This window comes from Nguyenibacter sp. L1 (assembly GCF_035199985.1).
GTDB lineage: Bacteria > Pseudomonadota > Alphaproteobacteria > Acetobacterales > Acetobacteraceae > Gluconacetobacter > Gluconacetobacter vanlangensis.
The window spans coordinates 2,021,679-2,043,989 of sequence record NZ_CP127015.1 but is presented as its reverse complement, the minus strand read 5'-3'; the positions used below and the strand labels follow the sequence as shown (position 1 = coordinate 2,043,989).

Annotated in this window: 21 protein-coding genes; 14 read left to right on the top strand and 7 right to left on the bottom strand. The window is 64.1% G+C overall.

Features of this window, described 5'->3' with window-relative positions; genetic code table 11:
* Position 1 precedes the first annotated feature (1 nt).
* A complete protein-coding gene (locus QN315_RS09230; protein ID WP_323993182.1) occupies positions 2–2,428 on the bottom strand; it encodes a TonB-dependent receptor in 2,427 nt (808 codons plus the stop codon).
* Positions 2,429–2,566: 138 nt separating this feature from the next.
* Between QN315_RS09230 and QN315_RS09225 the strand changes: the two genes are divergently transcribed.
* On the top strand, positions 2,567–3,319 hold the full coding sequence (locus QN315_RS09225) for a helix-turn-helix domain-containing protein (protein ID WP_323993181.1): 753 nt from the start codon (positions 2,567–2,569) through the stop codon (positions 3,317–3,319).
* Positions 3,320–3,481: 162 nt separating this feature from the next.
* Here the strand turns inward: QN315_RS09225 and QN315_RS09220 are convergent, their stop codons facing one another.
* Both QN315_RS09220 and QN315_RS09215 read right to left on the bottom strand, forming a co-directional pair.
* Positions 3,482–4,228, bottom strand: coding sequence for a glucose 1-dehydrogenase (locus tag QN315_RS09220; RefSeq protein WP_176639517.1), 747 nt, complete (start codon positions 4,226–4,228; stop codon positions 3,482–3,484).
* A gap of 355 nt (positions 4,229–4,583) precedes the next feature.
* Entirely contained in the window at positions 4,584–5,321 is a 738-nt protein-coding gene (locus QN315_RS09215; RefSeq protein WP_323993179.1) for an SDR family oxidoreductase, read from the bottom strand.
* Positions 5,322–5,439: 118 nt separating this feature from the next.
* Between QN315_RS09215 and QN315_RS09210 the strand changes: the two genes are divergently transcribed.
* From QN315_RS09210 to QN315_RS09195, 4 genes are all read left to right on the top strand, one after another.
* Entirely contained in the window at positions 5,440–6,342 is a 903-nt protein-coding gene (locus QN315_RS09210) for a LysR family transcriptional regulator (RefSeq protein ID WP_323993177.1), read from the top strand.
* A gap of 76 nt (positions 6,343–6,418) precedes the next feature.
* The gene (locus tag QN315_RS09205; protein WP_323993175.1) at positions 6,419–6,787 is read left to right on the top strand and encodes a metalloregulator ArsR/SmtB family transcription factor; all 369 of its coding nucleotides are present in this window, start codon (positions 6,419–6,421) and stop codon (positions 6,785–6,787) included.
* A complete protein-coding gene (gene arsC, locus QN315_RS09200) occupies positions 6,784–7,206 on the top strand; it encodes an arsenate reductase (glutaredoxin) (RefSeq protein ID WP_323993173.1) in 423 nt (140 codons plus the stop codon). The genes QN315_RS09205 and arsC overlap by 4 nt, the downstream gene beginning before the upstream one ends.
* Positions 7,206–8,495, top strand: a complete 1,290-nt coding sequence (locus QN315_RS09195) for an arsenic transporter (RefSeq protein WP_323993172.1) — start codon at positions 7,206–7,208, stop codon at positions 8,493–8,495. Before arsC ends, QN315_RS09195 begins: the two co-directional genes overlap by 1 nt.
* Positions 8,496–8,571: 76 nt before the next feature.
* On the opposite strand, the gene QN315_RS09190 is transcribed toward QN315_RS09195, so the two are convergent.
* From QN315_RS09190 to QN315_RS09175, 4 genes are all read right to left on the bottom strand, one after another.
* Positions 8,572–8,751, bottom strand: a complete 180-nt coding sequence (locus QN315_RS09190) for a hypothetical protein (RefSeq protein ID WP_323993171.1) — start codon at positions 8,749–8,751, stop codon at positions 8,572–8,574.
* A complete protein-coding gene (locus QN315_RS09185) occupies positions 8,748–9,104 on the bottom strand; it encodes a hypothetical protein (protein ID WP_323993170.1) in 357 nt (118 codons plus the stop codon). The genes QN315_RS09190 and QN315_RS09185 overlap by 4 nt, the downstream gene beginning before the upstream one ends.
* 231 nt (positions 9,105–9,335) lie before the next feature.
* Positions 9,336–10,160, bottom strand: coding sequence for a family 1 encapsulin nanocompartment shell protein (locus QN315_RS09180; protein WP_323993168.1), 825 nt, complete (start codon positions 10,158–10,160; stop codon positions 9,336–9,338).
* 1 nt (position 10,161) lies between these two features.
* Entirely contained in the window at positions 10,162–11,211 is a 1,050-nt protein-coding gene (locus QN315_RS09175) for a Dyp-type peroxidase (RefSeq protein ID WP_323993166.1), read from the bottom strand.
* 331 nt (positions 11,212–11,542) lie between these two features.
* Between QN315_RS09175 and QN315_RS09170 the strand changes: the two genes are divergently transcribed.
* The 9 genes from QN315_RS09170 to QN315_RS09130 all read left to right on the top strand — a co-directional run bounded on the left by QN315_RS09170 (position 11,543) and on the right by QN315_RS09130 (position 22,283).
* Positions 11,543–12,976 (top strand): cytochrome ubiquinol oxidase subunit I, encoded by a 1,434-nt coding sequence (locus QN315_RS09170; RefSeq protein ID WP_323993164.1) that lies wholly within the window; start codon positions 11,543–11,545, stop codon positions 12,974–12,976.
* 4 nt (positions 12,977–12,980) lie between these two features.
* Positions 12,981–14,000, top strand: coding sequence for a cytochrome d ubiquinol oxidase subunit II (gene cydB, locus QN315_RS09165; RefSeq protein WP_323993163.1), 1,020 nt, complete (start codon positions 12,981–12,983; stop codon positions 13,998–14,000).
* Positions 14,001–14,069: 69 nt separating this feature from the next.
* A complete protein-coding gene (locus QN315_RS09160) occupies positions 14,070–14,519 on the top strand; it encodes a nitrate reductase associated protein (protein WP_323993161.1) in 450 nt (149 codons plus the stop codon).
* Positions 14,520–14,566: 47 nt separating this feature from the next.
* Entirely contained in the window at positions 14,567–16,870 is a 2,304-nt protein-coding gene (locus tag QN315_RS09155) for an FdhF/YdeP family oxidoreductase (RefSeq protein ID WP_323993159.1), read from the top strand.
* Between the two features lie 16 nt (positions 16,871–16,886).
* A complete protein-coding gene (gene moaA / locus QN315_RS09150) occupies positions 16,887–17,963 on the top strand; it encodes a GTP 3',8-cyclase MoaA (RefSeq protein ID WP_408904610.1) in 1,077 nt (358 codons plus the stop codon).
* Position 17,964: 1 nt separating this feature from the next.
* Positions 17,965–18,474, top strand: coding sequence for a cyclic pyranopterin monophosphate synthase MoaC (gene moaC / locus QN315_RS09145; protein ID WP_323993155.1), 510 nt, complete (start codon positions 17,965–17,967; stop codon positions 18,472–18,474).
* A 52-nt stretch (positions 18,475–18,526) separates the two neighbouring features.
* Complete coding sequence (gene fdhD / locus QN315_RS09140) at positions 18,527–19,330, top strand: formate dehydrogenase accessory sulfurtransferase FdhD (RefSeq protein WP_323993153.1); 804 nt, start codon at positions 18,527–18,529, stop codon at positions 19,328–19,330.
* A gap of 124 nt (positions 19,331–19,454) precedes the next feature.
* The gene (locus QN315_RS09135) at positions 19,455–21,287 is read left to right on the top strand and encodes an FUSC family protein (protein WP_323993151.1); all 1,833 of its coding nucleotides are present in this window, start codon (positions 19,455–19,457) and stop codon (positions 21,285–21,287) included.
* A gap of 27 nt (positions 21,288–21,314) precedes the next feature.
* A complete protein-coding gene (locus tag QN315_RS09130) occupies positions 21,315–22,283 on the top strand; it encodes a LysR family transcriptional regulator (RefSeq protein ID WP_323993150.1) in 969 nt (322 codons plus the stop codon).
* Positions 22,284–22,311: the final 28 nt, after the last annotated feature.

Sequence of the window (22,311 nt, the reverse complement as noted above, 5' to 3'; positions counted from 1 at the left end):
GTCAAGGCATGTTGTAGTTGACCTGGAAGTAGTAATACCCGCCGTTGAACCCGATTTGCTGGACATCGAAATTGAATTTCTGCGTGCCGAGATAGTTCGTGTCGTACGGCACGGTCCGCTGCCGTGCATTGAAAAGATTGTTCGCCCCCAGCGCAACCCGCCAGGATGGCGTCACCTGATAGCCGATCAGGATGTTCGTCGCGGCGCGCGGCGGCTGGTAGAAAGGCAGATAGACCGAATTGGAATAGGCGTACGGCCCCGTCACGTATTGCTGCTGCGACACGACATGCCCGTAGCGGATCTCATGCAGCGCGATGGACCATTTGCCGTTGCTCCAGGTGCCTCCGAAAATCTCCTTGTTGCGCGGCGTATAGCTGGTCATGAATCCCTGGTAGAGAGCATTCAGCAGCGGGTTGCCGTTCTGGTCGTCCTCGATATGGGTGATCTGCGTCTCGTTGACGTTCACTGCGACGTCCCAGTTGATCGTGCCATAGCGGCCGAGCGGCGTCTGGTACGTCGCGGTGATGTCCGCGCCACGGGTGCGGGTGTTGGAAGTATTGGCGAAATACTGCGCCGTGACGTCCGCGGGAATCAGCCCGCTCGGCAGGCCGAAACCGCCGGCCTGCAGGGCGTCGATGGCCTGTTCGCCGTTGTACACCCCGCCCAGGGTGATGCGATGGCGCATCTCGATCTGATAGGCGTCGATCGCGATATGCAGGCGCGGCGCCGGGTTCAGCATCACCCCGACCGAATAGTTCATCGAGCGTTCGGGCTGCAGCGGGCGCGACCCCAACAGGATCGCCGACCGGGAATTCACGGGCAGGATGCCGGATGCGCCCGTCGGCGAAACGCCAAGATTGGAATAATGCTCCTCGGCCAACGACGGCGCGCGGAAGCCGTTGCTGATCGTGCCGCGCAGGCCGATCACGGGTGTGATGTCGTACCGCAGGGCGGCCTTGCCTGTCTCGGTGTTGCCGACATCGGTATAATGCTCGATCCGTCCGGCCAGGTCGAGCTGCAGGTTCCTGATCAGCTGCGTCGACAGGTCGAGATACCCGGCCGTGACGTCGCGGTGGCTGTTCGACGCCGACATCGGCGACAGCCCGTCGTCCGCGGCCGGGCCGCCGCCGTAATAGGACGCGGGTTCGCCGGCGCCGACCTGATAGGTGTCGTAACGATACTGGGCGCCGAGGGCGAAGTTCAGCGGGCTCGCCAGGACGGGCAGGTGGAAGCCGCGCCGGATTCCCGCATCGGTCGTCCATTCCGTGTCGTTGAATGTCATCATGGGATAGAAACTGGTGAGGGTGGCGCCGGTGGCCTGGTACAAATCCGGGTTGACGGTATCGAACATGCCGACATCCCCCACGTTGCCCCCATAGGTGGTGCTGATATCCCAATCCCAACCCAGATGATGGCCCTTGAAGCCGCCGGTGAATGAGTAATCGTTCTGTGCCAGCGTAATCTGCGGCGAAAATCCATTGGGATAGATTTCGGGCAGGATCGCACTGGTACGGAAGTTCTGATAAGATTCTCCGTTCACATGGCCGTAACTGGCGAAGGAATACAGTTGGATATTTTCCGTGACGTCATATCCCATGTTATAGGAAATGGTCTCGCGCTGCTGGCGGGGGTTGCCCAGGATATGGTTGTCATAAAGGCCAGTGCGGTTGTCGGGGCCGCCGCGATCCGTATGGTCCATGTATTTGTATTCGGCGCTCAGGTCGAAGAAGCCGCGTCCCCTCAGGTCGGTGCCCCAGTTGGCGGATTCGCCTGACGTGAAGCCGTCGCCATAATAATAGCCGCCATTGATGGCCTGGGCGGTCAGGGCGTGGCTGGATTGTTTCAGGATGATATTGACCACGCCGGCGATCGCATCGGACCCGTACTGGGCCGCGGCCCCGTCCTGCAGGACCTCGACATGGTCGATCGCCGACACGGGAATCATGTCGATGTCGACGGGAATGGAACCCTGTTGGGGCCCGGTGTAATCGGTCATCACCGATGTGGTATGACGGCGCCTGCCGTTCACCAGCACCAGCGTCTGGTTCGGCGTCAGTCCCCGAAGCTGGATGGCGTCGGTCATGTTGGAATTGCCGATATTCATGTTCGAGCGCGTCATCGACGGGATCATCTGGATCAGCGCGTCACGCACGTCCGCCTGTCCGGTCTGCGACAACTGCCGCGCGGAAATGACGACGACCGGGCTGACGCTCTTTCGTGCCGTCTGATGCGGATCGCGCGTGCCGGTGACGATCACCTGCTCGGCGTCGGTGTTCGCCTCTGCGGCGTGCGTCTGCGTTGCCGGCAACGAGGCGATGAACGTGGCGCCGCCCAGCGCGCTTGTCAGCAGGAACGTGGATCGGGGCCGGCGCGTGGCGACCCGGATACGGTCTTGGATATTCGCGCGACTGGACGAAACCTGATGCATGTCGACTCCGCCGTTCGGATCCTTTTGCAAGCCGGGCGCGAGGCGATTGCGCGCCCGTGCTGGCAATGTCGTTTCGATATTGAAAGATGATGTCAAAATGCGTCAATTTGCTCCTGTCTTTGAACTGCAGTTTTCCGGATGGTGGAACGCGCGATGACAAGGGACAATTCGGTCGATGCCGTGCGCAAGGCGGGGCGGCTTCTGAAAATGGTTGCGGTCGGTGGAACCGAGGGCTTCGAACTCGGAACGCTTGCGCAACTGTGCCATCTTCCCAGATCGACCACACACCGGCTCCTGGCATCCCTTGTGGACGAAGGCCTGGTGGCGCGTGTCAAGGGGACCCGACGCTATGCCGGTTCCGACCCCCATGGCACGCCCCGGCAGGCGCCCGTCGATGTCCCCCTGTACAAGCGGGAATGGCGAGAAACCATCCAGCGCGTGCCCTTGGGGCGTAATGACGCGATTTTCGTTCTCGCGCGGGACCGTGACGACGTGATCTGCGTCGATGCTTGCTTCGGCGAGCGCATGATCCCGTCCCTGACCGGCGGCGTCGGTGGCCGCGTGGCGCTGGGCTTCGGCCCCGGCGCCACGATGATCCTATCATGTTGCGATGATGAAACGATATCGCGGATCACGTCACGCTCAGCGGCAGCGGGTGGCGAACACGCCCTGCGCCGCGACGTGGAAACCGCCCGTCGGCGTGGATACGCCAGTGACGAGGGCGCGCTGATCCGCGGCATCGGCGGTATCGCGGTCAATATCCCACGCCGCACGTCGGGCACGCCGCTGGCCCTCGGCGTGGCCCTGCACATTGACGATCGACCGCCCTGCTACGCAACGCTGATGCACGACCTCCGCCAGGCGTCGGAGACGCTGGCGGGCATGGTCTGAAAGATGGGGCGGCCAGGTTGCTATAAGGTCCGTTAGAAGAAACTGCGCTGACGGCAACGGCGTAAGGCGCACCCAACCCATCGCCGGTCCGCCATGCATCGTCCGGGATGCCGCCAATCCCTTCCGGACCTGGCACTGTCGTGCCAGGTCGCGGGTAGTTCCTTAACGCAGGCCGCCGGAGGCGATCAGGGTTTCGCCGGTCAGCCAACGAGACTCGTCGGACGCCAGGAAAACCGCCAGCGGTGCGATATCCTGCACCTGACCCGTGCGGCCCAGAGGCGTCTGCGCGATGATGGCCTGCTCCATCTCCGAGCCGACGATGCTCGCGGTCTGGGTGCCTTCGGTCTCGATCAGTCCGGGATTGATCGCGTTGACCCGGATCTGCTTCGGCCCGAGTTCCCGCGCCAGAGACCCGGTGATGGCGTCCACCGCGCCCTTCGTGCCGGTATAGACCGCCGAATTGGGCGGCGTGATGCGCGACACGACCGAACTGATATTGATGATGCTGCCGCCCGCGCCCAGATGGCCGACCGCGGCCTGGGTCGTCAGCAACGTGCCCAATACGTTGACGTTGAAGAGCCGGTGGAAATGCTCCTCGGTGATCTCCCCGATCGAGGCGAATTCATAGACGCCGGAATTGTTGACCAGAATATCCAGCCGGCCGAACTGGCTGATGGCGGCATTGACGATGGCTTGGGCGTCCGCTTTGCGCGAGACATCGCCCTGCACCGCGAAGGCCTTGCCGCCCGCGTCCGTGATCGCCGCGACGACCGCATCGGCCCCCGCTTTGCTGGACGCATAATTAACCACTACCGCGGCGCCTTCCGCTGCCAGTGCCTTGGCGATCCCCGCGCCGATCCCCTTGGAGGCGCCGGTGACGATCGCGACTTTTCCTGTAAGCTTACTCATGGGTGCTGTCCCTGTCTGCTCGGGCTGAGAGCGAAGCGCGGCTCCCATGCCCGGGGTTGCGGAAACGGATGACCAAAAAAAATGTGGAGCGACCTCCTACACCCACGACATATGAGGGGCATGATTTCACGTTCAAGGATTTATGGAGCGATTGCACCAAAAAATGCCAGCGAACGGCGTGATCGTGCCCGGCCAGGAACGCCCGCGCGACCTGCTGGCCGGTAGCACGCACTGTCGGAGGCCGCGATGATGGAGCGGTTGGCGTCGGGAGAGGCGTTGCGGACGTCGACCTGTTGGCGGATACGGATGTCGAGGGGCCCCGCGGTTCGCTCGGGCGAACCGCAGGCGCGGCATGTCAGCACATGCCGCCGTTGGCGCGGATGGTCTGGCCGTTGATCCAGCCGCCCTCCGGGCCGGCGAGGAACGAGACGACCGGAGCGATGTCCTCGGTCTGCCCGAGGCGTTCCAGGGGGTTCAGCTTCGCGATGCGATCGATCAGTTCGGGGGTCTTGCCCTCAAGGAACAGCTCGGTTGCGACCGGGCCGGGTGCGACCGCGTTCACGGTGATGCCGCGACCGCGCATTTCCTGCGCCAGAACCTGGGTCAGTGCCTCGACCGCCGCTTTGGTCGCCACGTAGACGCCATAGGTCGGCATGCGCATGCCGATGACGCTGGTGGAAAGAGTGATGATGCGACCGCCCTGGCGCACGCGCCTGGCCGCCTCGCGGCAGACATTGAACGCGCCCTTGACGTTGATCGCCATGCTCTGGTCGAACGTGGCGTCGTCATACTCGGCGATTTTGGCCAGCTTCAGCACCCCCGCGCTGTTCACCACCACGTCGATGCCGCCGAAAGCCCGTTCCGCCGCGTCGAACATCGCCGCGACCGAGACCGGATCGGCGATATCCGCCTGCGCCACGATCGCCTCGCCGCCGGCAGCCTTGATCCGGTCGGCCACCTTCTGGGCCGGTCCCGCGCCGCTGGCGTAGTTGACCACCACCTTGAACCCATCCGCCGCGAGGCGAAGGGCAATCTCCGCGCCGATGCCGCGCGAAGAGCCCGTGATCAGGGCGATTTTTCCGGAATTGCTCATGCCTTGCTCCTGTCTTCGACATCGCCGCGCTGTCCGGCGGCAGGCGCAAACCTAGGCTTCAAGGGATGCAAAAAATAATGCATAGATGTCAGTCCAAAGATGACTGAAAGTATGCCTCATGACCTTCGATAGCCGCCTCCTGAGCGGGATCGGCGTCGTGTCCGCCGTTGTGGAGGCGGGCAGTTTCGCGCGCGCGGGCGAAGCGATCGGACTGACCCAGCCGGCGGTGAGCCGCGCGGTCGCTCGTCTGGAGGAGCGCGTCGGCATCCGCATCTTCAACCGAACCGCGCGCGCCATTTCGCTGACCGACGAGGGGCGGCGCTTCTACGAAGCTGTCGCCCCCCATCTTGCCGGGATCGCGGACGCCGCGGTGACGGCCGGCGGAAGCAAGGCCGCGATCCGGGGGCGGCTCCGGGTCAATGTCGACGGAACGTTCGGCCACTTCGTCCTGTCGCCCCGGATCGGGGCGTTTCTCGACCGCTTTCCCGAACTCTCCGTCGAGATCAGCGTGCGCGACCGGATGGGCGATCTCGTCGCCGATGGTTTCGATGTCGCGATCCGCTTCGGCGAGCCTGAGCCGTCCTCGCTCAAGGCGCGCCTGTTGCTCGAAACCCACGTCCTGACCTGCGCCTCGACCGCCTATCTCGCCCGGCATGGCGAACCGGAGCGGCCAGAGGATCTGGCGCAGGGCCACCAATGCCTCCTGATCCGCGACCCGATGACCAGACGCCCGTTCGCGTGGGAGTTTCAGCGCGGCAGGGAAACCGTTCCGCTTCAGGTTGTCGGACGGCTGATGGTCGACGACACCGGATCGCTGCTGGGCGCCTGTCTGAGCGGCGCCGGAATCGCACAATTGCTGGAACTCTATGCCAGAGATCTCATCGCGCAGAAGAGGCTGGTCCATCTGCTGCCGGAATGGTCGGATGAGACCTTCCCCCTGTATGTCTATCACCACGCATCGCATCTCATGTCAGCCAAGGTGCGCGCTTTCCTCGATTTTGTCAGAGAACTGGCGTCATGATCCTGAAAGGGGGAAATGAGCGCAGAGAGGGAGGCTTCTCCTTGACTATTCATCATATATCCCGATAAGTGGATATATGGAAAATGAAGCCGCCCTCCGGGCGCTGAGTGCCCTGGCCCATTCCAGCCGCCTCGATGCCTTCCGGCTGCTGGCGTGCCAGGAACCGGACGGCCTGCCGGCCGGCGAGGTCGCGCGCCGGCTGGGCGTGCCGCAGAACACGCTGTCCACCCATCTGGCGATCCTCGCGCGTTCCGGCCTGGTCCATGCGACCCGGCGGAGCCGGCTGGTCATCTATCGCGCCGATCTCGCAGTGCTTCGTGCCCTGGTTCTGTTCCTGGTCAAGGATTGCTGCGCAGGGCGGGCCGATCTGTGCGCACCGCTCATCACTGAACTCATGCCCTGTTGCCCGGCAGAAAGGGTACCGTCAGAAAGGGTATCGCCATGACCATCACGATCTACCACAATCCCGCCTGCGGCACGTCGCGCAACACACTCGCGAAGATTCGCGACGCCGGGATCGAGCCCACGGTCATCGAATATCTGAAGACCCCACCGTCGCGCGACGAACTGGCCGGCCTGATCGCGCGCATGGGGGTACCGGTGCGCGACCTCCTGCGCCGCAAGGGCTCACCCTATGATGCACTGGGTCTCGATGACCCGGCCCTGACCGACGACCAACTGATCGACGCCATGATGGCGCACCCGATCCTGATCAACCGCCCGATCGTCGTGACCCCGCTTGGGGTCAGGCTCTGCCGGCCGTCCGAAACCGTGCTCGATCTCCTGCCCGAACCGCAGAAGGCGGCCTTCGCCAAGGAGGACGGCCGGCAAGTCGTCGTTGACGGCGGAAAGCAGGTCGTCTGATGCTCGCTCTTGCGATTTTCATCGTCACGCTCGTCTTCGTCATCTGGCAGCCCAGGGGATTGGGGATCGGCTGGAGCGCCCTGGCCGGCGCCGCCGTCGCCCTGGCGACCGGTGTCGTCCACTGGCACGATATCCCGGTCGTCTGGCACATCGTCTGGGATGCCACCTTCACCTTCATCGCGCTGATCATCATCTCGCTGCTGCTGGACGAGGCCGGCTTCTTTCACTGGGCCGCGCTGCACGTCGTGCGCTGGGGCAGGGGAGAAGCGCATGTCCTGTTTCCGCTGATCGTCGTGCTGGGCGCGGCGATTGCCGCGATCTTCGCCAATGATGGGGCGGCGTTGCTGCTGACCCCGATCGTGATCGCGATCCTGGCGCAACTGCGCCTGTCCCATACGGCGGCGCTGGCCTTCATCATCGCGACAGGCTTCGTCGCGGATACCACCAGCCTGCCGCTGGTGATTTCCAACCTGGTCAACATCGTCAGCGCGAATTTCTTCGCGGTGCCGTTCGACCGCTACGCCGCTGCGATGGTGCCGGTGAATCTGGTCTCGCTGGCCGCGACATTGGGCGTGCTGTGGCTGTATTACCGGCGCGACGTGCCGGCCTCGTATCCGGTTGCAACCCTTCCCGCGCCTGCGAGCGCCATCCGGGACCTGCTGGTGTTCCGGGCGGCGTTTCCGCTGCTGGTGGCACTGCTGCTCGCCTATTTCCTGACCGCGCCGTTCCATCTCCCGGTTGCGATCGTTGCCGGCGTCGCCGCCGCGATTCTCTTCGCCCTCGCGGTGAAAAGCCCGGTCATCCGGGTGCGCAAGGTGCTGCACGGCGCACCATGGCAGATCGTCATCTTCAGCCTGGGCATGTATCTGGTGGTCTACGGGCTCAAAAACGCCGGCCTGACCGATCATGTCGCGGACGCACTGGTCTGGCTCGGCCATCGGGGCACGATCGTCGCCACGGTGGGGACCGGTGTCCTGGCAGCCCTGTTGTCATCGGTGCTGAACAACATGCCCAGCGTGCTGGTGGGCGCATTGTCGATTCGGCAGGCGCAGGACATCACGCCGCTCACCCGCGACCTGATGGTCTACGCCAATATCATCGGCTGCGACCTGGGACCGAAATTCACCCCGATCGGCAGCCTGGCGACCCTGCTCTGGCTGCATGTGCTGGCCGGCAAGGACTACCGCATCACCTGGGGCCAATACATGAAGGTCGGGCTGATCATCACCCCGCCGGTGCTGCTGGTCGTGCTGCTGGCACTCGCCGTCTGGCTGCCGATGATCAGTTGACCACCGCGACGCGAAGGGAATCCCGACCTCTCACGCTTGAAGCCGAGCGCATGCTCGACTTGAGAGCGGCCGCGGCTCAGAAAGGAGAGGGGCCACCGGCATCGGGGTCGGGTTCCTGCCCATCAATCCAGAGCAACGCCTGTTGCTCGCTCGTAAACGGCCCTCCATCGAGAATATCTGTGCCGTCCATGACATACCAGCCATCTTCATGGGGGGCCGGCGGATTGGTCCTGGCATCAAGAAATATCGGGATCATGGGTCTTTTCCCGCTGTATCTTGCGTTCCTTTCAGAAAATTCTCTTCGTCCTGGCGCGTAGCGAACGGGACTTCCTGCTTGTCGTCCAGTTCGTTCATGCTGCCGCCGGAATTGCCGAGATTCTGCTCCAGCCACGCCTCTTCGACGGGCTGTCCGTCCGGACCCAACGGCACCGGCGATTCGACGGGAATCTGGCCGGCATCGGGGTTCAGTTCCATGCCGATCAACTCGGACGCCTGCGCCTTATAGGCATCGGGACCGCAGGCCGGCTTGCCGTCTGCGGCCCACAATTCCTTGGCCCTGGCGAGGATGCGCGCTGCCGTCTGCGGTGAATCTTCAAGCGGGTTGTCCATGTTCGGAAGTCCTCGACAATTGTGCCCATGGCTGGTGTGCGCCGGTGCCGGACAGGCCGGCCTGTCCCGGCATCCTCAAGCTTCGAAACGGCGAGACAGATCCAAATGTCCTTCCGGGAATTTGCGGCACGCGGCATGCGATTCCGTGACAAGACGTTCAGGCGCATGTTCCGGCGGGGACCGGCCTTCGCCGATAACGCCGCAGCACGCCGAAAGCTGCGTTCCCGATCATCAGGATGCCGCCGGCGCCAGTTCCCCCGCGGCATCGATGGCGACCGTCGCCTCGCTGGTGAGGACGCGGAAGGTGAAGCTCTCCTGCAGATACAACTCAACCGTGTCGGCCGTGTGGCTCAGATAGCCGATCGAGAAATCCTGCCCGATATCAAGCGCCAGATCGCCGCCCCGCATGGTCACGACGAAAGCCCCCTCGATGGCCGGCGCCCAGACGAGCTTGCCGTCGATCATGCTTTCGATGTGCTTGCGGATGGGATATCCGTCATCGTCGCCACTGCCGACCGCCAGGAATGCCTGCGCCCCCAGGACGATCGAATAGGGACCGTTCACGCCCGCGAGACGCAGGCTGGCGAGGGCATCGGCGATGACATGGGGATAATCCTGTACCGACGCCGGAAGCTTCAGATGGGCATTGGACGTGCCGGCGCGAATGCCCTGGATGCCCGCTGCGGCATATCCCTCGAAGATGGCGCGGTCTTCCGCGAACGCGATCGTCTTCGCGGCATCCTTGACCGGCTGCCAGTCGGAATCCTGAGAGCCCCGCTCCACGGCATCGATTTCCTCGCGCGACAGGACGAAGGGCACACGCAATTCGACGAGCGGCAGAATGTCACGCCGCATGGCGCGAATCCCGTCGGTCGGCGCATCGATCCGGCTGGCGCGACCGGTTCCGATACCGGCAAGCGACAAGCCTTTGGGTTCCGACGTATCGACGACACGCCGCCCGGCGAGATGCCGCCGGATCGTACGGGCCGCTTCCTCTTCGATCTGCTCCCAGGCCATGCTGGAAACGGGGGCGAGATGCCGGTGAAGATTGTTCATGTCAGGGTTCCTCTTTCAGCGAGCCAATGCCCAGCGACGGATCGGCCCGGTGTGCCTTGGGGGCGGGTTCGGGGGGCGCGGATGCACGGCCGGTCTCGTCGGGCGACCGTGCCGGCGCAGCGATGTCCGGAGCGCCATCCAGGAAATCGGCGGTCGGGATGAAGAACAATGCGCCGGTGACGGCGGTGCTGACGTCCAGAATCCGGTCGTAATTCCCCGGGGGCTTTCCGACGAACATATTGTGCAGCATCTGCTCGATGCGCGCGGGCGAACGTGCATAGCCGATGAAATACGTGCCGAATTCGCCCTTCCCGACCGCGCCGAATGGCATGTTGTCCCGCACGATCTGGAGTTGCTGACCGTTTTCCTCGATCGTCGTCAGCATGTTATGGGCATAGCTGGGTTTGGCGGCATCGGCCAGTTCGATGTTGGAGAGCTTCCTACGCCCGATGATGTTTTCCTGCATTTCGGTCGGAATGGCATTCCATTTTTTCAGGTCATGCAGGTATTTCTGGATAATGACGTAGCTGCCGCCCGTGAAGGCCGGATCCTCGTCGCCCACGATCGCCGAGTCGACGGCCGCCTGGCCGGACGGGTTTTCGGTGCCGTCCACGAAGCCCAGCAGGTCGCGTTCGTCGAAATATTTGAAACCGTGGACCTCATCGACCACGCTGGCCGCGCCTTCCAGGCGCGAGACGATCGTGGCCGCCAGTTCGAAGCACAAATCCATGCGCGTGGCACGGATATGGAAAAGAAGGTCGCCCGGGGTCGAAGGGGCATGATGCACGCCGTGGATGGCCTGGAACGGATGAAGATCCTTCGGTCGCGGAGCGCCGAAAATAAGGTCCCATGCCGTCGACCCGATGCCGGTGACGCAACTGAGGCGCCCGTCGGGGATACGAAAACCGACGCCGCGCAACAGCGAGGAAAGATCTCCCAGCAGGTCCCGGAGTTGAGCGCCTGCCGCGGCTTGATCGCCTGTGTTCAGGGTCGCGACAAGGAATAAGGCGGCCTGGGTCAATTTGGCGTCGACGGGTTGAGAAGTGGCCAATGGACGGAAACTCCCTTCATGCTCCCCGAGCCGCGAGCAGGCATCTTCTGCCGCCCGATGCCAGGACGGCTGCCGGCCGGATGACCATGGATCATAGGTATAATCGAATCCGAGGGAAAGGATGAGTTGTTATAACCAGTACGCATAAGAATATAAATAAAAGGTCTTGGACGCATGATAGCAGGTTGATTTAACACCATACCGGTCACGTCACGCCATCTGTTTTGACGAACGGTCCCGTGGCCTTGGCCGTTGTCGAATGCTTCCTGCCCCTTCAGCGTCAGTTCTTTTGATCGGGATTTCGTAATGCCAGGGATTGCGGAAAATATTGATGCAGAATGCCCATGATATAGCGCTTTTACTTGCGCGCTTCCAGTTCGCCTTTACCGTGGGCGTTCACATCATCTTTCCCGCCTTTTCGATCGGCCTTGCCGCCTATCTTGCCGTGCTCGAGGGCGCGTGGCTGGCGACGGGGCGGCAGGTCTTCCTCGATCTCTATCGCTACTGGATCAAGGCGTTCTCCATCGTCTTCGGCATGGGCGTCGTCTCCGGACTGGTGATGGCCTACGAGTTCGGCACGAACTGGTCGGTGTTCTCCAAGAAGGCGGGGCCGATCACCGGCGTGCTGCTGTCCTACGAGGTCATGACCGCCTTCTTCCTCGAGGCCGGCTTCCTCGGCGTCATGCTGTTCGGCATGAGCAAGGTCGGGCGCGGCCTGCATTTCGCCGCCACCTGCTGCGTGTCGGTGGGTACCCTGATTTCCATGACCTGGATCCTGGCATCGAATTCGTGGATGCAGACGCCGCGCGGCTACAGGATCGATCCCGCCACCGGGCAGTTCCTGCCCGATGACTGGCTGGCCATCATCTTCAACCCGTCCTTTCCGTTCCGGCTCGTTCACATGGGCCTGGCCGCGTTCCTGTCCGTCGCGTTCGCCGTCGGCGCGACCGGCGCCTGGCACATGCTGCGGGCGCGCCGCGCGGGCGCGATCGCGAGCGAACCGGTGCGGGTGATGTTTTCCATGGCCATGTGGATGGCCGCCATCGTGGCGCCCGTGCAGATTCTGGCCGGCGACGCGCACGGCCTGAACACGTTGAAATACCAGCCGGTGAAGATCGCCGCCATGGAAGGCGACTGGGAGACCGAAGGGCGTGCGCCGGAACTGCTGTTCGGGATTCCGAACATGAGGACCGAGCACACGGATTATGCGGTGAAGATCCCGCTGCTCGGTTCGCTGATCCTGACGCACAGCCTGGACGGCAAGGTGCCGGGCATGAAGGATTTCCCCCGCGACCAGCGCCCGCCATCGCCGGTCATTTTCTTCTCCTTCCGCATCATGGTGGCGCTCGGCGTCCTGATGATGCTGGTCGGGCTCTGGTCGCTGTGGCATCGCCGGAACAGTACCCTGTTCACCAGTCCGGTCTTCCATATCGTGGCGCTGTGCATGGCGCCGGCCGGGTTCATCGCCCTGCTCTGCGGCTGGGTCACCACGGAAGTCGGCCGCCAGCCCTGGACCGTCTATGGATTGCTGCGGACGTCGGACAGCGCGGCACCGGTCATCCTGTCGAGCATGGCCGTGTCGATGACGGCCTTCGTCGTCGTCTATGTCATCGTGTTCGGTTCCGGCCTGGGGATCCTGATCCGGCTGCTGGCGCGCGCGCCGCAGGAAGGCGAGCCCGACACCGCGCCGGCACGGGCGTCCGACATGCTGGCGACGCGCGTCCACCCGGCCGTTGTGACCTTTTCTTCCGGCAAGGGAGCCTGAAGGCATGATGGATTTCGCACACTGGCTTCCGATCGTCTGGGCCGTGATCCTGATCGCCGCGATCACGATCTATGTCATTCTCGACGGGTTCGATCTGGGGATCGGCATGCTGTTCGCGCTGGAGCGCGACCGGGGCCGCCGGGACGTGATGGTCAATACCATCGCGCCGGTCTGGGACGGTAACGAGACCTGGATGGTCCTCGGCGGGGCCGTGCTGTACGGGGTGTTCCCCGGGGCCTATGCCACGCTGCTGCCGGCCTTCTATCTGCCGATCGTGCTGATGCTGCTGGCCCTGATCTTTCGCGGCGTGTCGTTCGAGTTCCGCGTCATGACGCGGGGTACGGCGCGCGAGGCGCTGTGGGATACCGGCTTCATGGCGGGGTCGGGCATTGCCGCCTTCTGCCAGGGGGCGATCCTGGGCGGCGTCGTGCAAGGCGTCTCCGTGACCGACGGCGCGTTCTCCGGCGGCCCGCTGGACTGGCTGACGCCGTTCAGCGTCCTCTGCGGCATATCCGTGACGTGCGGTTATGCCCTACTCGGCGCGACATGGCTGGTATGGCGCACAACCGGCACCCTCGAGGCCTCCTGCCGCCGCTGGGCACGGCGCCTGGCGGCCGGGCTCTTCGTCGGCATCGTTGCCGTCAGCCTGTGGACGCCGCTGCTGCACGCGCCCTATCTCCGCCGCTGGACCGACTGGCCGAACATCGCCTTCGTGGCGCCGGTGCCCGTCCTGGTGGTCGTGCTCGGCCTGCTGCTGGCCGCAAGCCTGCGCAAGGGCCACACGCGCGTGCCCTTCCTGTGCGCGCTCGGCTGGTTCTTCCTCTGCCTGTCGGGGCTCGGGATCACGGTCTGGCCCTATGCGGTGCCGCCAAGCCTGACGCTGTGGGACGTCTCCTCGCCGCCGTCGAGCCAGTTCTTCCAGCTTATCGGCACCGCCATCCTCCTGCCGATCATCCTGACCTACACGATCTATTCCTATCGCGTGTTTCGTGGGAAGGTGACGGAAGCCGATGGCTATCATTGAACGCATCCGCGGCGACGGATCGGAGACGGGTGAGGACGGCATAAGAACAAGAACGCACGAGGCGCAACCATGATCTTCGAATTCGAACGCGACTTTGCCGGTTCCCTGCGCTGCATTCCGATGATCGCGCGGCAGAAACTCGACATCGTCGGTATCAAGATGACGCTGCGGCAATGGAGCCGCCTGTCGCACGAAGAACGCGGCAGGCTGGCCGACATGCCGTGCGAGACGAAGGACGAGCAGGACGCCTATCGCATGTTCGTGCTGGATCGGATCATGGCCCGGACGGACGAGCCGGTCCGCTATCTGGCCACGCGGGACTTCGGGGACTGGCAGCAGCCCGGCCGCATGCCCGACTCCGTGCGTCTCCAGGCCGAGGCGGAGGGCGTGGTCCCGCCGACAGCGGAAGAATGGGCGGCACTGGCGCCCCTGCAACGTTTCGCGCTGGTCAAGCTGACCCGGTCCCAACACGAAAACGAGAATTTCGTGCCGGCATTGAAAGAATTCGGCATCCTTTAACCACTATGGCAGGCGGGCCCGGCAATGGCCATCAGGAGGTTGGTACCATGAGCAAAGAGAAAGAATCCACGTTCAAGCCCTATCACCACCCGGCAGGCGGCTGGGGCGCGGCGGGCGCCACGGCGAAGGTGCTCATGGAACAGAGCGTGCTGGTAAAGGGGTCGCGCGGCCTGCTCGCGATGAACCAGCCTGGCGGCTTCAAGTGCCCGAGCTGCGCCTTCCCCGACCCCGACCATCGCAAGACGCTCGAATTCTGCGAGAACGGCGCGAAGGCGCTGGCGCATGAGGCGACCAAGGCACGGGTGACGCGGGAATTCTTCGAACGGCACACCGTCACCGAGCTGATGGACAAGAGCGATTACTGGCTGGAAATGCAGGGGCGCCTGACCGAGCCCATGCGCTACGACGCCGCGACGGACAAATATGTTCCCGTCGCCTGGGACGACGCCTTCGCCCTGATCGGGAAGCATCTGAGGGCGCTGGAAAGCCCGCATCAGGCCGAGTTCTACACCTCCGGCCGCACGGCCAACGAAACGGCGTTCCTGTATTCGATCTTCGTGCGGGAATTCGGCACCAACAACTTCCCCGACTGTTCCAACATGTGCCACGAGCCGACCTCGCGCGGCCTGCCGCCCGCGATCGGCGTCGGCAAGGGCACGATCGTCATGGCCGATTTCGACCATGCCGAGGCGATCTTCGTCATCGGGCAGAACACCGGCACCAATTCGCCGCGCATGATGACCAACCTGGTCGAGGCGCGCAAACGCGGCGTGCCGGTCATCCTGATCAATCCCATGCCGGAACGCGCGCTGATCCGCTTCACCGAGCCGCAGGATATCCTGCAGATGGCGACGTTCGGCTCGACGGCGATTTCCAGCGACTTCGTGCATGTGCGCATCGGCGGCGACCTGGCGGTCTTCAAGGGTATGATGCGCGCGTTGTTCGAGGCCGAGGATCGCGGCGAGGCAGTGCTCGACACGGCGTTCATCGCCGAGCACACGGCGGGGCTGGAGGCATTGCGCGCGGACGTCATGTCGGTCTCCTGGGCCGACATCACGCGCATCTCCGGCATCACGGAAGAGCAGATCCGCCACATCGCCGGGATCTATGCGAAATCGAATGCGACGATCATCTGCTACGGCATGGGGCTGACCCAGCACCAGGAAGGCTCGCGGCTGCTGCAGCAGGTGGCCAATCTCCTGCTGCTGAAGGGTAATTTCGGCAAGCCCGGCGCGGGCATCGCGCCGATCCGCGGCCATTCCAACGTGCAGGGCGACCGCACGGTCGGCATCGACGAGAAGCCGAGCCAGGATTATCTGGACCGCGTGCGCGACGTCTTCGGCTTCGAGCCGCCGCGCGCGCATGGCCATCACGTGCTCGAGGCGCTCGAGGCCATGGAGGCGGGGACCGCCAAGGTATTCTTCGGCATGGGCGGCAATTTCGCCCGCGCGGTTCCGGACACCGCGCGCACCTACGCGGCGATGGGGCGGCTCAACCTGACCGTCGGCGTGGCGACCAAGCTCAATCGCGGGCATCTGGTGCATGGCAAGGACGCCCTGATCCTGCCCGTCGTGTCCCGCTCCGAGATCATCCGCACGACGGCGGGCGAACAGTTCGTGACCATCGAGGACGCGATGGCCAACGTCACGCCCTCGCGCGGCGTGTTCGAACCGGTGAGCCCCGACGTGCGCCCCGAGACCGAGATCGTTTGCCGCATGGCCATGGCCACCCTGCCGGAGTCCAGGACGCCCTGGGCGCAGTATATGGAGGATTACACGCTGATCCGCGACAAGATCGCCGCGATCTATCCGGACATCTATGCCGATTTCTCCGAGAAGATCAAAAATCCGCGCGGCTTCCATCTCGACATCCCGCCGCGCCGCCGGGTCTGGCCGACTCCGAACGGCAAGGCGAATTTCCTCGTTCTGCCGGGGCTGGAGGTCAATGACGTCGTCGCGGACCCGGCGATGCTGCGCCTGGCGACGATCCGCTCGCACGACCAGTACAACACCACGATCTACAGCAACAGCGACCGCTATCGCGGCGTGTACAACAACCGCCTCGTGATCTTCATGAACAAGCAGGATCGCGAGGACCGGGGGCTGGAGAACGGGGCCGTCATCGGGCTCGAGACCTGCAGCGACGACGGCTACCGGCGCTATGTCGACGGCTTGACGGTCATCGACTACCCGATGCCGCGCGGCGCGATCGCCGGCTATTACCCCGAACTCAACCCGCTGCTGCCGCTCGATTATTTCGACGAGATCAGCGGCACCCCGGCGGCCAAGTCCATACCGGTCAAGGTGGTTCCCAGCGTTGCCTCGGCGGCGCCGATCCGAATCGCCGGATAGAAGGCGGGAAGGCGTCGTGGATGAGATCGCCCTGAGGCGCGCGGACAGGCCGGTCCTGGACCGACGGGGCCGACCTTTGCGCGATCTCCGGATATCGGTGATGGACCGGTGCAATTTCCGCTGCCCATACTGCATGCCGGAAGCGGCCTATCCGGAAGGCTTTCGTTTCCTGTCGCCGCCGGAACGGCTCGATTTCGACGAGATCGCGCGCGTGGCGCGCATGGCGGCGGCACTGGGCGTCACCAAGCTGCGCCTGACGGGCGGCGAGCCCCTGCTGCGCCCCGGCCTGGCGGATCTGGTGGCGCGCCTGGTGCGGATTCCCGGCATCGACGACGTCGCACTCACCACCAACGGCGTGCTGCTGGACCGTCAGGCGGGCGCGTTGCGCGCGGCGGGGCTGCACCGCGTGACGGTCAGCCTCGACAGCCTCGATCCGCGCGTTTTCGCGCGCCTCAGTGGCGGAAGAGCGGAACTGGCGGCTGTGCTGCGCGGCATCGATGCCGCGCGCCATGCCGGGTTTCCCGGCGGCGTGAAGATCAACACCGTCGTCCAGCGCGGCGTGAACGATGACGGCATACCGGATCTTCTGGCGCATTTTCGTCATACCGGCGTCGTGGTGCGCCTGATCGAATACATGGATGTGGGCAGCCGCAACGGCTGGACGCGCGACGACGTCGTGCCGTCGCGCGCATTGCTGGCGCGGCTCGACACGCTGTGGCCGCTCGAACCGCTTCTGCCGAACTATCGCGGCGAGGTGGCGCGCCGCTACCGCTATGTCGATGGCGGCGGCGAGATCGGTTTCATCGCCTCGGTCAGCGCGCCGTTCTGCGGCGGCTGTTCGCGCGCGCGGCTTTCGTCCGAGGGACGGCTCTATACGTGCCTCTTCGCGACAGAGGGCACCGACCTGCGCGCGATCCTGCGCGACCAACCCGATGCCGGGGACGACGAGCGGCTTCGCCAGGTACTGTCCCGGATATGGCGCGACCGCGCCGATCGATACAGCGAGGCTCGTGTCGAGGATACGGTCCAGGCAGACGGAACAAAGTACAAGCAGGCGCCCGAAAAAATCGAAATGCACTATATCGGAGGCTGAGATGACGCGACAGGGACCCATCCTCACGCATCTCGACGAGAGCGGAAAGGTTCCGCGTATGGTTGATGTGGCCGAAAAACAGGTCACGGAGCGGGAAGCGCATGCCCAGGCGCGCCTGCAATTTCCACCCGAGGTCGCCAGGGCGCTCCACGACGCGGCCTTCATGACGACGAAAGGGGCGGTGATCACCGTGGCGCAGGTCGCGGGCGTGATGGGGGTGAAGGCGACGTCGTCCCTGATTCCGCTCTGCCATCCACTCGACCTGTCCGGATGCGCGGTCGATATCATGGTCGAGGGGGACGAAGCCGTGATAGAGTGTCGCGTGCGCTGCACAGGTCGCACCGGCGTGGAAATGGAGGCCCTGACAGGCGCCTCGGTTGCCGCGTTGACCATCTATGACATGTGCAAGGCCCTGACCCACGACATGGTGATCCGGGACGTGCGGCTGCTGGGGAAGACCGGCGGAAAGCGCGATTTCGGCAGTGTCATGCCTGTCGTCGCGGTGTCATGACCCGTCCGCTTTGCGGCCTTGTGCGCGAGACGGAACGGAGGAAGAGACTGCCATGGGCGACTTGTTTCATGCGCTGACCGTGGCGCCCCTCGATTGTCCTGATGCGCCGACCGTCCTGAACGTCGCGGACGAGGTGCCGGTCAGGCTTCTGTTCAACGGGATCCTTCCGCACGGCGTGATGATGATGACGCCGGACCACCTGGAGGATTTCGCGTTCGGCTACTGCCTGACAGAGGAAATTGTTCACTCCGCCGACCAGATCCGGTCGGTCGTGGTGGCGGAAGGGGATGATGGACCGACGCTGGATGTCAGGATCGCCGGCGAGTGCCTGGCAGGATTGCTCCGGCGCAGGCCCCGCGCCCAGACCGGGCATTCAAGTTGCGGACTCTGCGGAAGCGACGACGTGCCGTCCGTGCATGCGGCCGAAACGGCGCCCTTCCCGGTCGCGTACACGATCGCCCCGGTGGCGGTGCGCCGCGCCTTGGACGACCTCGATCGCTGGCAGGACCTGAACGCCAGGACGCGCATGGTGCATGCGGCGGCCTGGGCCGACCGGGACGGTCGCATCCTCCTCATCCGCGAGGATGTCGGCCGCCATAACGCGCTCGACAAGCTGATTGGCGCCAGGATGCGCGATGCCGCGATCCAGACGGACGGGATCTGCCTTCTGAGCAGCCGGTATTCGTTCGAAATGGCGCTCAAGACCGTGCGCTCCGGCATGGCCACGGTCGTCGCGGTTTCCGCCCCGACCTACCGGGCATACCAGCTCGCCGAACGGATGAACCAGACATTGATCGCCATCGCGCGTCACGACAGGCAGCTCGTGTTCTGCGGCGGGGCACGCTTGGCGCGATGATCGCGCGTCAGGGCGGGAAGGCTGGCACCGGGGGAAGGGCCGACAGGGCCGGGACGCCGCAAACGGGCGCTCCATCGCAATCGTCCCGCGCCGCATTGCCGCTGCGTCATGCGGTGGACCGCACATGTCGGCGGCCGTGAAAGGGGCCACTCTGCCGGCATGGCCCGGAAAATGGGCGTGGCTGTATGCGCCGTCGTGGTCCAGCACGGCATTTGCCCTGCGTACGTCGGTGGCGGCGCTCATGTCCCTGCTCGTCGCCATGTGGATGGAGCTGGATAGTCCGCAATGGGCGCCTCTCACCGTCTGGGTCGTCGCGACATCGACCCGCGGAGAGACCCTCTCCAAGGCGCGCTGGCGCCTTGTCGGAACGGCTGCGGGGTGCATCATCAGCGTCTGTGCCATTGCGTGTCTGCCGCAGCAGCCCGCATTGCTGATACCGTCCATGGCCCTGTGGGTGGGCGGTTGCAGCGCGTGCGCCACGTTCTTCGACGGCTATCGTCGCTATGCGTTTCTCGTCGCCAGCTTTACCGGCGCGATCGTTTCCTCGGCCGCTTTCATGGCGCCCCAGAACGTCTTTGAAATCTCGCTGTCCCGCGGAACATACATCGTTCTCGGCATCCTGTGCGAAACCGCCGTGGCGACGCTGACCAGTCGCAATGCCGAGAAAGTCGCATTCACGAATCTCGTCGCACGCCTGCGCGGCATGACGGCCAGGGTCGAGGACGCCATCAGGGACTCCGCCGGGCGCCCTCTCTCCATACCGCAGGAAACGGATCTGCTGGAGGATGTCATGGCCGCGAACGCCCGGGTCGAGTTCGACGTGCTCGAACTCGGGCCGGGCCATGGTCGGATCGTCGATCATGCGCGCGCGACATTGAGCGTCCTCCTCATGAGTCTCGCCAGGGCGCGTGTCGGTCTGGCGGCCTCCGAACTGAAGGACGACATGGATGCTGCGCGAGGGCATATGGCGGCGATCCTGCATCCCAGGCGGGGCGACAGGTTCCGGTTCTCGGCACATTCCCCACGCCAGGCGGCAGAGGCCGCAAGAGTAGGGGCAAGAACGGCCACCGGCATTCTCGGTGCCGGCCTTCTTTGGGACGTGACCGCCTGGGATGAAGGGCCCCGCTTCTTTTCCTACCTGACCCTCGTCAGCGGTCTTCTGGCGACCCGCGACCTGCCGGCCGTGGCCGCGCGGGATTTCCTGACCGGCGCGATGTGGAGCACGGCAGTCGCCTGCCTGTTCGTATGCGTCGTCATCCCCGCCGTGACGGCACCCGAATGCCTCGCCGCCCTGCTGTTCTGTCCCATGTTCGTCGGCGGGCTTGCTGCCCGGGACAGTAGATTGGGCACCCATGCCATGGCATTCAACATGTTCCTGCCTGTCCTCATCGCGCCCAGCAACGGGGGGCGGACCGACGAGATCGCGTTTTTCAATGGCGCGATGTCGTTTCTGGCCGCGATCGTGTACGAGAAGACGATCCTGTCCACCGTGCTTCCGTTTGGCGCGGTAAGCCATCTGCGTCGTACCGACATCTGGGTCCAGAGGCGGCTGCGCCTCCTGGCGAAGACATCGGCGACCCAGACGATCGCGCAATGGCTTTACGAAAATGCCGCCAGCATGGTCCGGTCGGTCAGGACATGCCGGGGCGCGCCGGACGACACGCTCAAACACTACCTGGCGCGCCACCTGCAGGCCATGGTGCTCGGCCTGTGGATTATCGAACTGCGCGATGCGTTGCAGGGCGCGTCGCTGTCACGGCAGACGGCGGCGAGGCTCCGGGTCTTTTTGCAAAGATGGTCGCAACAGGGTGAGGGTTCCGTGGGGCTGGCACGGCTCACGCTTGCCGATCTTCAGGCCCATACCCATGCCCAGGCCCATGCCACGCCGGAAATCATACGCGCATTACGTGGGATTATCGATAATGCCCCGTTATCAAGGGAGAGTATTGTGGAATGAGAATCCCGGACTGACACCGCACGGGCCATGTCGCAGCAGGGCACGCAATCTCTCAATCAGCGAGAAGAGCAGATCATGTTTCTGAAGCAATTATATTATCTTCGCGAAATCGAACGGTATCAGAGCTTCTCCAAGGCTGCCCAGGCATGCAACGTGTCGCAGCCGGCGCTCTCCCGGGCCATCCGTCAGCTCGAAGACGAGCTGGGTATCGTCATTATCGACCGCAAGAAAAAGGTCTTTGGCGTCACCGACGACGGGGTGCGCGTTCTCAAATGGGCGCACGACATCCTGAGGGGCGTCAGCGAACTGCGCAATGAAGTATCGAGTTCCCGGCAGGCTATCGCGGGTGTCGTCAAGATTGGCGTCATTCCGACCGCCGTGCATATCGTTCCCGTTTTGCTCGAAGAGGTCCGGGCACGATGCGGTGATTTCGCAAGCGAGGTCTTCGTCCTGCCGAACATCGCGATCATCGAGAAACTGGTAAGCAAGGAACTCGATATCGGCATCATGTATTACGATCAGTGTCCGCAGGCCAAAGCATTCGAAGTGCGTGCTCTCTATGCCGAACAGCAGGTACTCGCGACATCCGATGCGTCGTCGTTGCCGGCGGGAGATCAGATCAGTTGGGAGGCCGCGGCCAGGCTGCCCCTCGCGTTGCTCAGCAGGGAATTGCGCTGTCGGCAATTGGTCGATGTCGGGTTTCAGACCGCCGGGGTCGAGCCGATCATACGGCTCGAAACGAATTCCCTGGAAATGATACACGCCGAAGTCATGGCCGGAAAGATAGCGACCATTCTGCCGGTTTCCTCCTTTCCCTTGCGCGTGCCACCACAGGGCCGGTTAAAGATGCGGCGTCTTCCAGGTTTTTCGCCCGGCTCCGTCGGACTGGTCCGCCTGAGCGAGCCGGGGCTCTCCACATTCGCGTCGGAAGTCTGGGCCACGGTGCTGAAAACGCGCTTGCAGGACGACCTGGATCTCCTGTGCAAATCCGGTTGAGGATCGCGCTTCCCGCCCGCCGGCCAGC